This is a genomic window from Mesorhizobium shangrilense, from assembly GCF_028826155.1.
Taxonomy (GTDB): domain Bacteria; phylum Pseudomonadota; class Alphaproteobacteria; order Rhizobiales; family Rhizobiaceae; genus Arvimicrobium; species Arvimicrobium flavum.
Genome location: NZ_JAQGPN010000001.1, coordinates 1906023 through 1921264 on the forward strand (window position 1 = coordinate 1906023; position 15242 = coordinate 1921264).

Annotated in this window: 13 protein-coding genes; 2 read left to right on the forward strand and 11 right to left on the reverse strand. The window is 63.7% G+C overall.

Annotation, left to right across the window (positions count from 1 at the left end; genetic code table 11):
• Positions 1–71: 71 nt before the first annotated feature.
• Both PD284_RS09330 and PD284_RS09335 read right to left on the reverse strand, forming a co-directional pair.
• Positions 72–845, reverse strand: coding sequence for a HugZ family pyridoxamine 5'-phosphate oxidase (locus PD284_RS09330; protein ID WP_274627928.1), 774 nt, complete (start codon positions 843–845; stop codon positions 72–74).
• Between the two features lie 121 nt (positions 846–966).
• Complete coding sequence (locus PD284_RS09335) at positions 967–1728, reverse strand: 3-hydroxyacyl-CoA dehydrogenase (RefSeq protein ID WP_274627929.1); 762 nt, start codon at positions 1726–1728, stop codon at positions 967–969.
• 2001 nt (positions 1729–3729) lie between these two features.
• Between PD284_RS09335 and PD284_RS09340 the strand changes: the two genes are divergently transcribed.
• The gene (locus PD284_RS09340) at positions 3730–3960 is read left to right on the forward strand and encodes a hypothetical protein (protein WP_274627930.1); all 231 of its coding nucleotides are present in this window, start codon (positions 3730–3732) and stop codon (positions 3958–3960) included.
• Positions 3961–3989: 29 nt separating this feature from the next.
• Here PD284_RS09340 and PD284_RS09345 read toward each other — a convergent pair whose 3' ends face one another.
• On the reverse strand, positions 3990–4679 hold the full coding sequence (locus PD284_RS09345) for a winged helix-turn-helix transcriptional regulator (protein WP_274627931.1): 690 nt from the start codon (positions 4677–4679) through the stop codon (positions 3990–3992).
• 131 nt (positions 4680–4810) lie between these two features.
• Here PD284_RS09345 and PD284_RS09350 point away from each other — a divergent pair, with 131 nt between their 5' ends.
• A complete protein-coding gene (locus tag PD284_RS09350; RefSeq protein WP_274627932.1) occupies positions 4811–5974 on the forward strand; it encodes an acyl-CoA dehydrogenase family protein in 1164 nt (387 codons plus the stop codon).
• Positions 5975–6071: 97 nt separating this feature from the next.
• Here the strand turns inward: PD284_RS09350 and PD284_RS09355 are convergent, their stop codons facing one another.
• From PD284_RS09355 to PD284_RS09390, 8 genes are all read right to left on the reverse strand, one after another.
• Positions 6072–7454, reverse strand: coding sequence for an FAD-containing oxidoreductase (locus tag PD284_RS09355; RefSeq protein ID WP_274627933.1), 1383 nt, complete (start codon positions 7452–7454; stop codon positions 6072–6074).
• Positions 7451–7912 carry a DUF4126 domain-containing protein gene (locus tag PD284_RS09360; protein WP_274627934.1) on the reverse strand — a complete coding sequence of 154 codons (462 nt, stop codon included), beginning with the start codon at positions 7910–7912 and terminating at the stop codon, positions 7451–7453. The genes PD284_RS09355 and PD284_RS09360 overlap by 4 nt, the downstream gene beginning before the upstream one ends.
• A 227-nt stretch (positions 7913–8139) precedes the next feature.
• The gene (locus PD284_RS09365) at positions 8140–9819 is read right to left on the reverse strand and encodes a formate--tetrahydrofolate ligase (protein ID WP_274627935.1); all 1680 of its coding nucleotides are present in this window, start codon (positions 9817–9819) and stop codon (positions 8140–8142) included.
• Between the two features lie 260 nt (positions 9820–10079).
• Entirely contained in the window at positions 10080–11270 is a 1191-nt protein-coding gene (locus tag PD284_RS09370) for a DUF2333 family protein (protein WP_274627936.1), read from the reverse strand.
• 32 nt (positions 11271–11302) lie between these two features.
• Complete coding sequence (locus PD284_RS09375; RefSeq protein WP_274627937.1) at positions 11303–12589, reverse strand: DUF6638 family protein; 1287 nt, start codon at positions 12587–12589, stop codon at positions 11303–11305.
• 13 nt (positions 12590–12602) lie between these two features.
• Positions 12603–13013, reverse strand: a complete 411-nt coding sequence (locus PD284_RS09380; RefSeq protein ID WP_274627938.1) for a type II toxin-antitoxin system VapC family toxin — start codon at positions 13011–13013, stop codon at positions 12603–12605.
• On the reverse strand, positions 13010–13252 hold the full coding sequence (locus PD284_RS09385; RefSeq protein ID WP_274627939.1) for a type II toxin-antitoxin system Phd/YefM family antitoxin: 243 nt from the start codon (positions 13250–13252) through the stop codon (positions 13010–13012). Before PD284_RS09385 ends, PD284_RS09380 begins: the two co-directional genes overlap by 4 nt.
• 60 nt (positions 13253–13312) lie before the next feature.
• On the reverse strand, positions 13313–15223 hold the full coding sequence (locus PD284_RS09390) for an AAA family ATPase (RefSeq protein ID WP_274627940.1): 1911 nt from the start codon (positions 15221–15223) through the stop codon (positions 13313–13315).
• Positions 15224–15242 lie beyond the last annotated feature (19 nt).

Sequence of the window (15242 nt, forward strand, 5' to 3'; positions counted from 1 at the left end):
CAGAAGCGGAGATAGGAGTTCCAGCCACTGGAAGGTCAATAGGGTCCGCCGCGCAAAATGCGGTCGGGACGTCAGCTTGCCTCGGTCGCCGCCTCGCGGGCCGTGCGGGCCATGGCGACCAGCGCCGGGCGCATCTCGGAGGCGTCCTTCAGCGGTTCGCGGAAGAAGACGCGAAGGCACTTGTCGCCGTCGACCAGGTCCATTCCGTCGAGGTCCACGCCGCTCATCTTCCACGAGGCCGACGACTTGTCGCCGCCGAAGTGCCGGGCATAGAGCGCGATCGCCTCGAGGTGATCCTCGTTCATGTGGTCGATGGCGCTCTGCTCGCTCGTGGCGAGGGCCTCGACAGCCGGCCCATCGAGGACGAAATCCGCCCGGGTGAGGGCGTAGGCCTTGCCGAAGCCGCCGTTCAGCGAAGCGCGCTCGATTTCCAGCCGGAAGTAAGAGAAATCGCCGAGACCCGCATAGAGCTTGGCCTTCGGGTTGCGGTTGAGATAGCGGCGCGCGACGCGCTCGTGTTCGGCGTCGTCCTTTTCGATGCGGCGCGCCTTGCAGGTCAGCGTGATGCGCGGATGGGCGAGGGGATCGCCCTTGCCGGTCTCGCCGACGAGCAGCGAGCAGCGCGGATCGGCGAGAATCGCCGGGGTATGCGCCGCAAGCATCGAAGTGAGGATGACCGGCGTGCCGTCGGCATCCGTGGCGACGCCGACGCGGGTGGCGATCGGACCGCCGGACTGCGGATCGATGACCGCCAGCGCGCCGTACCGCGCCGACCGGATCAGCGTCTTGGCGAGGCGGATCGCCTCGGCATCGGTTTCACGCAGGACGTCTCGCTTCTTTTCCACAGCACGCTCTAAAGTAGATTGATTTAGTCCACTTATTGCAGCGTATTGCTCGCTTCGGCAAGCGCTTTCAGCCTCCACGGCGCGCGGCAAACACCTGCGCGCCGTTCGTGCGGCAGCTGGCCTACTTCGGGGCCATACGGATGGCTCCGTCGAGGCGGATCACTTCGCCGTTGAGCATCTGGTTCTCGACGATGTGGACGGCAAGCGCCGCGTACTCCGAGGGCTCGCCGAGGCGGGGCGGGAAGGGCACGGCGGCGCCGAGCGAATCCTGCACGTCCTGCGGCATGCCTGCCATCATCGGCGTCTTGAAGATGCCCGGCGCAATCGTCATCACGCGGATGCCGGAGCGCGCGAGATCGCGCGCCACCGGCAGCGTCATGCCGACCACGCCGCCCTTGGACGACGAGTACGCAGCCTGGCCGATCTGTCCGTCATAGGCCGCGACCGAGGCCGTGTTGATGACGACGCCGCGCTCGCCACCGGCTAGCGGCTCGAGCTTCTGGGCGCGGTCGGCGACGAGGCGGATCATGTTGAAGGTGCCGATGAGGTTGACCTCGATCACCTTGCGGTAAAGGTCGAGGGCATGCGGACCGTCCTTGCCGACCGTCTTCTGGCCGATGGCGATGCCGGCGCAGTTCACCAGGATGCGCGGCTCGCCGAGGCGGGCGGCGACCTCGGCGACCGCAGCCTCGCCGCTCTCTGCGCTGGAGACGTCGCACTTGACGGCGATGCCGCCGATCTCTGCGGCGGTCTTTTCGGCGCGATCCAAGCTGATGTCGAAGAGGGCAACCTTGGCGCCCCTGGCGGCCAGCGCCCGCGCCGTCGCCTCACCCAGCCCCGAACCGCCTCCGGTAACGATGGCGACCTGTTGCGATGGGTTCATGTGCGCTCTCCTTCATGCGTTTGGCCGCCATCTACGCGCGCGAGGGGAGGGGAGGCAAGTAGAAGGAGGGAGACGCGCACGGTACGCCTACTACGTTTAGTTGTATGTATTGAGTGATGCTATTTTTGGTTGTATAGTGGTCTGCGCTTTCTGGGGATCGTCTCGTGGACCGCTGGCGGGCACTGCGCATCATCCTGGCGATAGCAACTCTGGCGATCCTTATGTCGCTTCGAGCAAGCTTTGCGCAGGTACCCCCGCACGTTCCAGGCACGATATGCTTCACGCCATACTTCTGGTGCTGGGCCAATCCACCCGGACCGCCGGGTTACCCGTGTGGGTGTCCGTCCACGTGGGGTTACGTGCCAGGTGTTCTGGGATGATCCTATGAACAAGGATCAAAAGGTCCAAACTACAGCGCCCCCAGACGGCCAAAGGTCAGCCGATCCCGGGGAAGCAACCGCAACGTCAGCATCCATTGCGGACACCGCGAATAACCAAGCGTCTTCGCGTCATCCCCCCGCTGATGCTGCCATCCCGACGATACCTCCAGAGAACGCACATTCGTCGGACCTGACCTACAATCCAGCGGAGAAAGTGGCTCTTCACCCAATTACTACCATTGATGACGACTTGCTCTCACTGCTCGCGGACGCAAAGTCGGTCGCTCTCTTCGGGCAGAGGACTGGGCGGCTGAAAGGTAATGCCTTGCCATGCGCCATCGCTGCTGCAGAGCGCAAGACCCAGCTTACTTGGCTCGATGATGAGGCCGTTAAGCTGCAAGAGGCGCTGAACCTTGCTGTGGGGAACATTGCGCCCGTCACCCTTTTGCACCTTAGAAGCGGGTGGAACCCGTTTGTTAGCTCTAGGGGAAAACTTATAAGAAGAGTACTTAAGTGTGGGACGTACATATTAATATCGGCGATACTCATGATCGCGGCTGCCATAACAACATTCATACTAGACAAGGGTGCATCAATAATTAGACCATTGGAATCACTTGCAACCATGGATCCATCCAGTCGAATAAGTCATTTGCAAAGACAAATATTGAGAGGAATTAATAACGACGGAAGAGATGCGGCAGATAATGTTGTTATGAACGAGGCGTACTTTGGTTCTGTGGACGAGCTTCGAAGGATTGATCAGGAGTTGATGGTGTATTTGCCGCTATCGTCAGCGTTCCTGAGTACGTATACGGATTATTTATTTCCTCTCAGAAATTTTTTTGATCGACCTGACAGCGGTGTGGTTGTGGCGTCGGCGGCGCCAAGTGTCTGGGCTAGTCCGGCGGCGCCAGGTGCCTCGGCTACTCCGGCAGCGCCAGGTGCCTCGGCTACCTCGGCGGCGTCAGGCGCGCCGACTACTTCGGCAGCGCCGAGTGCGTCGGCTTCCCCATCAGCGCCAAGTGTCTCGGCTACTCCGGCGGCGCCAGGTGCAACGGCTACTCCGGCGGCGCCTGGTGCATCGGCTACTCCGGCGACGCCAGGTGCCTCGGCTACCCCGGCAGCGCCAGGTGCCTCGGCTACCTCGGCGGCGTCAGGTGCACCGACTACTTCGGCAGCGCCGAGTGCGTCGGCTTCCCCATCAGCGCCAGGTGCCTTGGCCGCCCCGGTAGCACTAGGTACCTCGGGTGTGCCTGGCGGTGTAGGGGCGGAGGTCGCTGGCTATGGCTCGCAGATCTTTTCCTGTGAGTTAACCAGCACGTTGCGCACGGATACGAAGAGTGAGTCGCCCACTGGGGACAATTTGTCTATAGCAACGTTGCTTTTGAAGAATCAGAGAAGTTTGATTGATCTCTACTGTCTTGAAAGGTTGAGGTATCAACCAACAATGATCCCATCTATCAAGTCCCGTGTTAGTGATATGAAGCTAACTCTTGGGTTATATTCACTGTGGGTACTTCCAGCGATATGTGGAATTCTAGGTGCTACAGTTTTCTTTATGCGATCACTGCTAGATCCTCTTATACCTGACCCGCCAGGAGGGGAGATATTTCTGCGAGTGGCGCTTGGCGCTCTGGCCGGAATTATTCTCGGGTGGTTTTGGTCTCCCGATGATGCTTCAGGCACTGGAGTATCGAATGTTGGACTCGGTTTGTTCGCGCTCTCCTTCCTGGTGGGTTTCAGCATAAACGTGTTCTTTGTGATGCTGGATCGTTTTGTAATGATGACTGAAGAGTTTGTTTCCAACATCGGTCGCGCGCCTCCCAGAGATCGCCAAGCGACCAAGTAGGGCACCAATGGCCTGCTGTTATTCCCCCCTCACGCCACCTTGCGGCTCTCCCCCGCAAACGAGCTCAGCCCCAGCCAGTTCTGCATCGCGGTGGCGATCTTGGGGTCGCCGTCGAGTTCGATGTGGCCGGCGTCGAGTTCCTTGCGTACCCCGCTCAAGCCCATCCAGATGGCGGTCATCGCCCTGAGCGAGCTTTTCACCAGGAGGTCGACGTCGTAACCGGGATCGAAGCCGCAGAGGTCGACCGTGCGTCCGTCCACGACCAGCCACCAGTTCTGCTGCGCCCGCGGCGCCTCGGGGTACAGAAACTGAATCGTGCAGCGGCGCGGCGGCAGCGGATCGGGGTTGAGGTTGCGGCGCATGTCCCACATCAGCAGCGAAGGGTCGAGGTTGCGCAGCGTTACCTGCGATTCCACCCAACGCTGGCCCCATACGCCTATGCCAAGGATCAGCGGACGCAGCTCCTCTCCGGCTTCGGTCAATCGATACTCCGGCGCGCCGCTTGAGCGCTCCGAGCGGATCACCCCGGCGCGCTCCAGCTGCTTGAGACGCTTGGAAAGCAGGGCAGGGGACATCTTCGGCACGCCGCGCCTGAGATCGTTGAAGCGCGTCGAACCGCACAGGAGCTCGCGGACGACCAAGGTCGTCCAGCGCGTGCACAAGATCTCAGAAGCCATGGAGACTGGGCAAAACTGTCCGTAACCGCCGCGATCGCTCATGCGCCGTCACTCGTTTGTGGACCTGGTCCATGATAGCATGAATTGGGGCGGTCGCGTGCAGTACAGTTCCTGAACTGGAGCTTCCGACCGAATGGAGCAATCCTCGGCCATTCGGTTCAATGGAGGAATGCATGAAACCGATTCTGGCATCGCAAATGACGGAGGCTACCCCCGTCGGGTCTGAACTGTTGGAAACCGCCCGCAGACTCTCTGGAATCTTTGCCGAGCGCGCTTCTGCTTTCGACGAGGGCGACCGCTTCGTCTCCGAGAACTATGCCGTCCTGAAGGAAGCCGGCCTCGTCGCGGCCGCCGTTCCCAGCGAACTGGGCGGGGTCGGGGCCGAGATCGGCGAGCTTTGCGACATGCTGCGGATCCTCGCGCACGGCTGCAGTTCCACGGCGCTGGCCTTCGCCATGCACACGCATCAGGTGGCGATCCCGGCATGGCGCTGGCGGCACCAGAAGGTCGCGGCAGTGGAGCCGCTCCTGAAGCGGGTCGCCGCGGAAAACCTCATCCTGCTCTCCAGCGGTGGTTCGGACTGGATCGCCGGCTCGGGCAGCGCTGAGAAAGTGGAAGGCGGATACCGCATCAACGCCCGAAAAGTGTTCACCTCGGGCGCGGAGGCGGGCGACATCCTGATGACGGGCGCGATCCATCGCGCCGAGGACGGCAGCGAGGCCGTCATCCATTTCGGCGCGTCGATGAAGGCGCCGGAGGTGAAGGTCGTGGAGACGTGGCGCGCACTCGGCATGCGGGGCACCGGGTCCAACGACGTCGCGATCGAAGGCCTGTTCGTGCCGGATTCCGCGGTCGGCTTCTCGCGCACGGCCCGGCGCTGGCACCCGGTGTTCCAGATCATCGCGACGATCGCCTTCCCGCTGATCTACGCAGTCTATGTCGGGGTGGCGGAAAGCGCCCGCGACATCGCGATCGGGCTGGCGAAGAAGAAGCCGATCAACGCCCATGCCGTCGAGCTCGCCGGCCGCATGGACACCGCGCTCCGCGGCGCGCAGATGGCGCATCGCTCGATGGTCGAGGCGGCAGAGCGCAACGAGCCCGGCGCCGAGAGCGTCAACGACGTGATGATCGGCCGCTCCCTGGTTGCGCGGCATGGCCTCGAGGCGGTCGAACTGGCGATGGAACTTGCGGGCGGCGCGGGTTTCTACCGGACCAACGGACTGGAGCGCCGGTTCCGTGACATGCAGGGCGCACGGTTCCACCCGCTGCAATCCGGACCGCAGGCACAATATGCCGGCGCAATGGCGCTCGGCCAGCCGGTGGACGAGATCTTCTGACACGAAAAAGGGCCTCGTTCCGGCGGAACGGGGCCCTTTCTACATGTCCTGCCAATCGCAGGTGTAGGTCGCCAACGCCCTGCGTCGCCTCGGCAGATCACTTCAGCGGTTTCAATTCCTGCGCGATGGTCGGCAGCAGTTCCGACACGTTGGGATGGATGTGCACTGCCCGCTGCAGGGTGGCGACCGGCGCCTTGGCGTACATCAGGTCGAGCACGCAGTGCACCGCCTCGTCGCCGCCCGGCCCGAGCACCGAGCATCCCAGGATCTCGTTGCTGTCGGCGTCGACGAGCAGCTTCATGAAGCCCTGCGTCTCGCCCTTCTCGACGGCGCGGCCGACCCGCGTCATCGGCCGCATGCCGACAAGCGCGCGGCGGCCGGACTCGCGCACGGCGGCCTCGGTCATGCCGGCACGGCCGAGCGGCGGGTCGATGTAGAGCGCGTAGGCCTCTATGCGGTCGCTGACCCTGCGCGGATCATTGTCGAGCAGGTTGGCGGCGACGATCTCGAAATCGTTGTAGGAGGTGTGGGTGAAGGCGCCGCGTCCATTGCAGTCGCCCATCGCCCAGATGCCGGGCACGCTGGTCCGCAGTTGATCGTCGACATCGATGTAGCCGCGCTTGTCCGTCCTGACGCCCGCGAGATCGAGCCCGAGGTCGTCGGTGTTCGGCGTGCGGCCGATGGCCAGCAGCACATGCGAGCCGACGACCGAGCGGTTTCCGCTCGTACAGTCGACACTGACCGAAATACCTTCCGCATGCCGCGCAAAGCCGATGCATTCAGCCGAAAGCCGGAACTGGATTCCTTCGCGCTCCAGAATGTCCTTGATCGCCTCCGATACGTCCTCGTCCTCGCGGCTGATCAGCCGCGGGCCCTTCTCGACGACGGTCACCTCGCTGCCGAAGCGGCGGTACATCTGGGCGAACTCCAGGCCGATGTAGCTGCCGCCGATCACCACCAGATGGCGCGGCAGAAAGTCGACCTCCATCATGGTCGAGTTGGTGAGGTGGGTGATGTCGCTAAGCCCCGGCATATCGGGCACATTGGCGCGGCCGCCGACATTAATGAAGATGCGGGGTCCGGTCAGCAGCTCATCGCCGACGCGCACGCTGTCCGGACCCTCGAAACGCGCATGGCCGCGGAGCAGCGTGCAGTTCTCCATGCCGGCGATCCAGTCCTCCAGATTGCTGCGCGATGCCGAGGCAATGGCATCCTTGCGCGCCTTCACCGACTTCATGTCGACTGTGACGGGGCCGCTGACCGAGACGCCGTAGTCGCCCGAACGGCGCGCGAGATGCGCTGCATAGGCGCTTGCGACCATCGCCTTGGTCGGCGTGCAGCCGGTGTTGACGCAGGTGCCGCCGACCAGCTTGCGCTCGATCAGCGCGACCTTCATCCCGGCCGAGCTGAGCCGCCCGGCAAGCGGAGGACCGGCCTGGCCGGCGCCGATGACGATGGCGTCGAACGGCCGAGCGTTCATGAGACAGCTCCAACGATCAGCAGGCCGCCGACGATGGCGACCGCGTCCTCGATCAGCGCTGCCGGCCGGTCGTTCCCAAAGGCCGCGGCAAGGCGCGCGCGAAGGTCGGCGCCGCCATAGGTGCCGATCACTGCGCCGACGGCGCTGGCGATCGCGCCCGCGAGGGCAGCGCCGGTGGCGGCCCCGAGAACCGCGCCGGCGAATGCCCCCGATACCAGCCGCGCGCCGAACTGCTGCGGCACCTTGCGGCTCGGCGTCGACGGCAACTGGTCGGTGATGAATTCCACGATGGCGAGCACGGTGAATACGGCAAGCGCCGCCCAGTGGCCCATGAAGGCGGCCCATGTGCCGGCGAGCGGCAGCCATCCCAGCCCTGCGCCCCAGGCGACGGCGGCGGGCGCCGTCATGGCCCGAAGCCCGGCGACCACGCCAATCAGCAAGGCAAGCACATAGAGCATGACCCCTCGAGCCGCTGCAACGATTGGGTGCAGGCTAGCAGAAGTCTTGGGGATAGCTAAGGCATTCTCTCGATGCCGCGCGGATAGACAGGCGGCCAGGGAAAGCCCCCTCTCAGCCTTGCTTGCTCGGCCCCTCTCTCCCACTCCGGGGCGAGGATGGGAGCAAGCAGATTGAGGCACATCCTCTCCCAAACGGGGTGAGGTGGGTAGGAATGGCTCGATGGAAGCTAGAACAGCCCTTCGATCTGCCCGGCCTCGTTGAGGAAGATCTTCTCCGACGAGGGGGTCTTGGGAAGCCCCGGCATGGTCATGATCTCACCGCAGATGGCGACGACGAAGCCGGCGCCGGCCGACAGGCGCACCTCGCGGACCGGGACGACGTGGCCGGTCGGCGCGCCGCGCAGGTTCGGATCGGTCGAGAAGGAATACTGCGTCTTCGCCATGCAGACCGGCAGGTCGCCGTAGCCGGCCGCCTCCCAGGCATGCAGCTGGTCGCGCACGCTCTTGTCGGCGATCGCTTCCGAGCCGCGATAGATGCGCTTCACGATGGTGTCGATCTTGTCGAAGAGCTTCATCTCGTTCGGATAGAGCGGCGCGAACTGCGATGCGCCGTGTTCGGCCAGATCTGCCACCTTGTGCGCCAGCTCCTCGATGCCGGCGGAACCCTGCGCCCAATGCTTGCACAGTATGGCTTCCTCGCCGAGCGAAGCGACAAAATCCTTGACCTCCTGGATTTCGGCTTCGGTATCGGAGTGGAAATGATTGATGGCCACCACCGCCGGCACGCCGAACTGCTTCACGTTCTCGATATGGCGGCCGAGATTGGCGCAGCCCTTGTGGACGGCCTCGATGTTCTCCTTGCCGAGGTCCTCCTTCTTGACGCCGCCGTTCATCTTCAGCGCGCGCACGGTCGCCACGATCACGGCGGCTGCGGGCTTCAGGCCGGCCTTGCGGCACTTGATGTCGAAGAATTTTTCCGCACCGAGATCCGCGCCGAACCCGGCTTCGGTGACGACATAGTCGGCGAGCTTCAGCGCGGTCGTCGTGGCGACCACCGAGTTGCAGCCATGGGCGATGTTGGCGAATGGACCACCGTGCACGAAGGCCGGGTTGTTCTCCAGCGTCTGCACGAGATTGGGCTGCATGGCGTCCTTGAGCAGCACGGCCATGGCGCCGTCGGCCTTGAGGTCGCGGGCGTAGACGGCGCTCTTGTCACGGCGATAGGCCACGATGATGTCGCCGAGGCGCTTCTCCAGGTCCTTCAGGTCCGTGGCCAGGCACAGGATCGCCATGACCTCGGAAGCCACTGTGATGTCGAAGCCGGCCTCGCGCGGAAAACCGTTGGCGACGCCGCCAAGCGACGCGATGATCTCGCGCAGAGCGCGGTCGTTCATGTCCATGACGCGCCGCCAGGTGACGCGGCGTGTGTCGATGCCGAGCTCGTTGCCCCAGTAGATGTGGTTGTCGATGAGCGCGGAGAGCAGGTTGTGCGCCGTGGTGATGGCGTGGAAATCGCCGGTGAAGTGGAGGTTCATGTCCTCCATCGGCACCACCTGCGCGTAGCCGCCGCCGGCCGCGCCGCCCTTGACGCCGAAGTTAGGGCCGAGCGAGGCCTCGCGGATGCAGATGATCGCCTTCTTGCCGATACGGTTGAGCCCGTCACCCAAGCCGACCGTCGTGGTCGTCTTGCCTTCGCCGGCCGGCGTCGGGTTGATCGCGGTCACGAGGATCAGCTTGCCGGACGTGTTGGCCTGGGTCGACCTGATGAATTCCGCCGATATCTTCGCCTTGTCGTGACCGTAGGGCAGAAGGTGCTCGACAGGAATGCCAAGCTTGCCGCCGATCTCCATGATCGGCTTCTTGTTCGCAGCGCGCGCAATCTCGATGTCGGTCTGCACGTCGGCCATGTGGTTCTCCCGGCTGGTGTCCCCGGCTGCGGTAGGCGCAACCTTTCTGTTCGTCGGCATAGAAGCCCGAAGGAGGATTCGTCCGCAATCTCAAAACAGGCGCGGAATGCGCGAATTGCGACAGGGGCGGAGAGCGAACAGCGAATAGGGGACAAAGCGAATAGGGAAGCAGGTGAAACGGAGCCGGCGACGCGGCACGGATAGCCGCGAAACGCTTGACGCCCCCAAACAGGACTTTCTACTCGCTACTCGCTTGGTTCCTACCGGTCGAGCACCTGACGAATCTCGACGATCTGGGAGCGGGCGCGCAGCAGGTTGAAGCCCATCGTCGCCAGATGCGAGGGGAACAGGAAGCTGGACTCGTTGCCGTTGGAGATGATCCAGGGCTGCATGTTGAGCGCATCGCGCATCTGGGTCTGCATCGTATCCCACAACGTGGTGATGTTGCGCTCGCGGATGACAGCCGAGAAATCCGTGCGCGTCGCGTTCAGCATCCCGTAATAGGCGTAGAGCTGGCCATAGGCGAACCAGAAACGATCGTCGGCACGCGGATCGAACCAGCCGGCGTCGGAGGCTTCTATCTGGCCGCGCAGGATGTCGGAGGTCGAGCCGATGTCGCCGGCGATGCGGTCGAGGAACTGCAGGAGGTTGTCCGCGCGGGCGTCGAAGGTCGACTGGCATTTTTCGAGGCTGGCGTTGAAGGCCCGCAGCTTGGCGATCGCTTCGCGGTAGACGCTGGGCGTCGGACGGGTCGGCCCGCGCAGGCCGATATACCAGGCGTCCTCGTCCCAGGCGAGCGCGGTGCGTGCGTCCTGCAGGTTCTGGTCGATGCGCGAGGTACCGCGTGCGCGGCCGAGCGCGTCAACCAGCTCGGTCGTCGTCCGGCGCAGCACCTGATTGATGCCGAGCTGGAAGGCGGCCTTGTTGTCGAAGAAGGGCGTGTTGCGCCACGGAACTCCGAAAAAGCCTAGCTTGGAGGCGAGCATGGAGGAGATCCATGCGTTCTGGTTGACGTTGAAGTCGACGAGATCAGCCGCCACGGCGGCAATTTCGGAGCGCTTGCAGCTTTGCGCGGCCGGCGGCGTGGCGGTTTGGCCGCTCGTCCCGCCGGTCGCCGGCTGCCCGGCCTGGCCGGAACCTGCAGTGTCGGCCGCGATCGGGTCGCCGGCAACGACGTTCGTCGCCTGGGCGGTGCTGGAAGCTGCTTCGATCCGGGTCGGGTAGTCCGGATCGAACCCCTTCCAGACCTGGGTGACGTAGAAGAAATAGCCGTACATGAAGACGATGCCGGCGAGGATCAGCCCGACCACGCCCTTCACGGTCCAACCCCGCCCGGCGTACCAATGGCCGGCCCACGCGAACGGCCACAGCAGGATGCCGATCACCCAGCCGATGCCGCGCCCGATCCATTGGAAGATGCGCGTGACGAAGTTGACGATCGGTTCCAGCATTCAGATCCCCTCAAACGCGGCTTTGCGCCGGTTCAGTCGGTCAGGCCGTAAAGCTGCTTGCGAAAGCCGGCCTTGTCCTTGAGATACGTGGTTTTCAGCACGTCGACAACATGGCTGCGCCAGGGCTCGGCGAAGGTTTTGTAATCCCTGTAGAAGCCCTGCTTGTTGAAGATGTAGCGTGAGACGAAGTCGAACGGCACGAAGTCCGAGATCAACCGGTTGGTCAGCCAGGCGTCCGGATGGTTCGGCTTGGCCCGCACCAGGAGGAAGCGGTGCTCCGGCAACACATCCTCGAGCTTCAGCTGGCCGTATCGGGCGATGTCACGCTTGGCGGCGTTCAGGAACGGAAAGGTGCCCTCGCGCTTGATCAGGGCGGCATTGGAGTGGATCCAGGTCTGCAGCCACACCTTGTCGAGCTTGGAGATGTCACGTTCCGGTTCGGCCTTGTGGATCAGGTCGCGCACCAGCATCTCGGCCCGATGCTCGAGATAGTCCGACGTCTCGATCCATGACGCGCGGGGCAATTCCACGCGGCCGGTCGAGGCGAGGAAGCGGAACACCCGGTCGGCGTCGTTGAGCGACAGGTAGCTCACCTGCCAGGGCCGCGAGCGGCGAAAGCCCGGCGCGCTGGGATTGGCGATCACCGTCGTCACGTCCTTGTCGACGAAGATGTAGACGCCGCCGAAGTGGCTGGTCCAGAAGGCGTTGTGGCGGAAGATGACCTGGTCCGGCACCAACGCGTTTTCGCGGATGTCGCCGCAGACCTTGGCGAGATCGACCATGCGGTTGAGCATGTCGTTGTCGCGCCAGGCGTCCGGCTCCTGCTTCAGGCGATCGACCAGCGTGCCGAGCTCGGCCGCCTTGCCGAGCACGTCCTCCGCCGAGAGCACGCGGAACGCCACCTGCTGGATCGACAGAAGGTCCTCGATGGTCTCGACCTTGGAGACCGAGTCCTCGATCTCGCCGTATATGACGTCCTTGATGGTCAGCGCGTCCACGGCGCGCTGGTTGGCGGTCATGAACTCGTAGAGAAGCTGCGAGGTGTTGGAGAAGGCTGTGTGCACCACCGGCAGGTCGATCTGCTCGGGCGTCAGGATGATGAAGCGGCGGTTGACCTCGTTGGGGTCGAGGTACTGCACGTCGCCGAGTTCCTCCGCGACCTGCGGCGAGAAGCCGGTGCGGTCGATCTCGAACTTCTCGAGCTTGGTGGGCTTCAAACCGAACGCCACCAGCGCCTTGTTGTAGCGCTCGATCAGGTGCTTCTGATCGACCGGCAGCAGGCGGCCGTAGATCAGCTCATTGTCGCGCAGGAGGTCCATTGGTGCCTGTCGCCTATTGTACAGCCAACGCAACGCCGATTCGCCGTGCAGCAACGGCCAACGCCTTGTCGAATGTCGCCAGCGGCAGGCGCTTGCGCCGAGCGAGTTCCAAGTAAATCGCATCGTATACGGTGAGCGTGTGGCTTTCCGCCAGATCGATCGCTACGCCTATTCTTTCGGGATCGGCCTGCTCATGCGCCAACTGAAGAGTTTCGATGAAACCGATAGCGTCGTCACGACCAACCTTGTCGATTCTGCCGCGTCGGCCAGCCATGACGAGGCCGTTGGCGAACTCCGCCCGGAATGTGAAGGGCACGTGGCCACCTTCACGCATGACCTGATCGAGGATGGAATCGGCCTGTGCGCTGCGCTCGTCTATCAGCGTCCAGGCCATGGCCATGGAATTGTCGACGACAATCGTCAATAGCGCCGACCCTCGTTGACAAGATCCTTCAAGCTTTCGGGACCAGGGTTGCTCCGCGCCCGAATGGCGCGCAGTCCTTCAGCCGCACGGCGTGCTGCTTCCAGATCTCGACCTCCTGCCGGCACCAGTCGCGCCACCGGTTTCCCGTTGCGCGTAATCTCGATCTCCTCACCCTCCTGCACGAGATCGATAAGTGCGCTCAGTCTGTTTTTTGCTTCAAACGTCCCGACTTGCCGCATACGACCCTCTGCTAAGCTAGCTTAGCTATATATACAGGTTGGTGGCCGCTTGTTCAACATTCACGCATTCCACAGCCCCTTCTGCTTCAGCTCCTCCATCTCACGCGCCGCCCGCTCGCGCAGGCGCGCGTCGCGCAGCAGTTTCTGGACCGCGGAGTCGTCGGCGCGGTCGGAATAGCGGAATTCGGAGTCGGCGTAGCGGTTGATCTCCTGCATGACCATCGTCATGTCGAACGGCCCGCGCAGTTCCTCCACCATCGCCTTCTTCTCGTCGTAGGGCTTGTGCATGAAGGTTTCGGGCTTCTCGAACCAGTCGTCGGGCAGCTCGATGTCCATGGCGCGCATCTTGATGGCATCGGTGACGTTCTTGATCGCGCGGCCGGTGAAGCGCGGCTCCGCCTCCTTGATGGTGTGGAGGTATTCGCCGATGTCGGCCAGCGTCTTCGGCGCGCCGTTCTCATTCATGAAGCGATCATAGACCTTCATCAGGCCGTCCTCGTGCGGCTTCGCGTGGCTCTCATAGGCCGTGTCGACCGCGCGCTGGATCTCCTGCGCGGCATAGAGCTCGTGGTCGCCGAGCGGGATCTGGTGGTTCTTTCCGGCGAGCAGGACAAAAATGTCGATGTAGTCCTCGCGGGTCTGCGGACCGTCGACCAGCCAGCGCGCGCCAGCCCGCTGGCGCAGCGCGTCGTCGACATTCTCCGGATAGTTGGAGAACATGCCGAAGGAGCAGTTGCCGCGCACCACCGTCATGGCGCCCGAGAAGGCGGCCATGAGTACGCCGGTGATCTCGTGCTGGCCGGCCGAGGCGCGGTCGTCCGAGCGCTTGGCCGCCACCTGGTCGATGTCGTCTATGGTGCCGAAGCCGATGGCGCGTGGATTGAGCACGTTGTCGATGAAGGCGCGGCAGTTCTGGCCCGACTTGCCCTGGTAGGAAGAGATCTGGTCGACGCCAAAATTCTCGTAGTGGAACGGGTAGCCGGCGACCTGGCAGTAGTCGTTGACCAGCCCTGCGATCATCTGGATCAGCGTCGTCTTTCCGGTGCCCGGCGCGCCGTCGCCGATGAAGGTGAAGAGGAAGCCGCCGAGCTCCACGAAAGGGTTCATCTGGCGGTCGAAGTCATAGGCCATCAGCATCTTGGCCAGTTTCACCGACTGATATTTTGCGATGTGGTTGCCGACGACCTCTTCCGGCTTCTTGAAGGTCATCACCAGCGGCTTGGATTTCTTGCCGGGGGCGACATCAAAGCCGTCGAGGGTGAAGTCGTCCGCGTCGATGCGGATGTGGGCGTTCTCGAACGTGCCGAGGCCGTCGAACCGGCCTTTTCGCGTCAACAGCCCTTCGATGGCGACCCGGGCGAAGGCATCGGCGCGGGTCATCAGCTCGGCGTCGTCCTTGGCGCCGGCGATCGCGCGGTCGAGGCCGGCGACCATCGACTTCAGCGCGTCCTGCGCCGTGTCGAACAGGAAGTCGGGCTCGGCGATGTCGTTCGGCGGCTCGCCCTCCGAGTCGATGAGCTGCGACAGATACGAGGCGAACGAGAACGCCGAGACATAAGCGGAGGCGCTGAGCAGTTTCTTGAACAGCGTCGCCTCTTCGCCTTCGAGCGGCGCACGTGCGTTCCTGGCCTGCAGGCTCTCCAGCTCGCTGCCGCGCGCAAAAACGTCGGCGATGGCAAGCGCCACCGCCAGCCCGCGCCGGGCGCGGTAGAGCAGGGCGTGCTGGCCGATCCCCATGAGCTGGTCGTCTGGCCTGACCGCCATGACGGTTTTCGTCAGCTCGACCTCGCGGGTCCTGCGCACCGCGCCGGTGGAGACGGTCGAGACGAAGCGGCGGCCGGTGCCGGCCAGCGGCGTGGCCGACTGGGCCGACGCATCCTCCAGCACGACGATGCGGGTGATCATCGACTGCGCCGTTGCGCGATGCTTCTCGATGTCGGCTTCGGGGATCGTGGTCAGGCCAGCGTCCATGGGGTTTCCTCGAAACGGG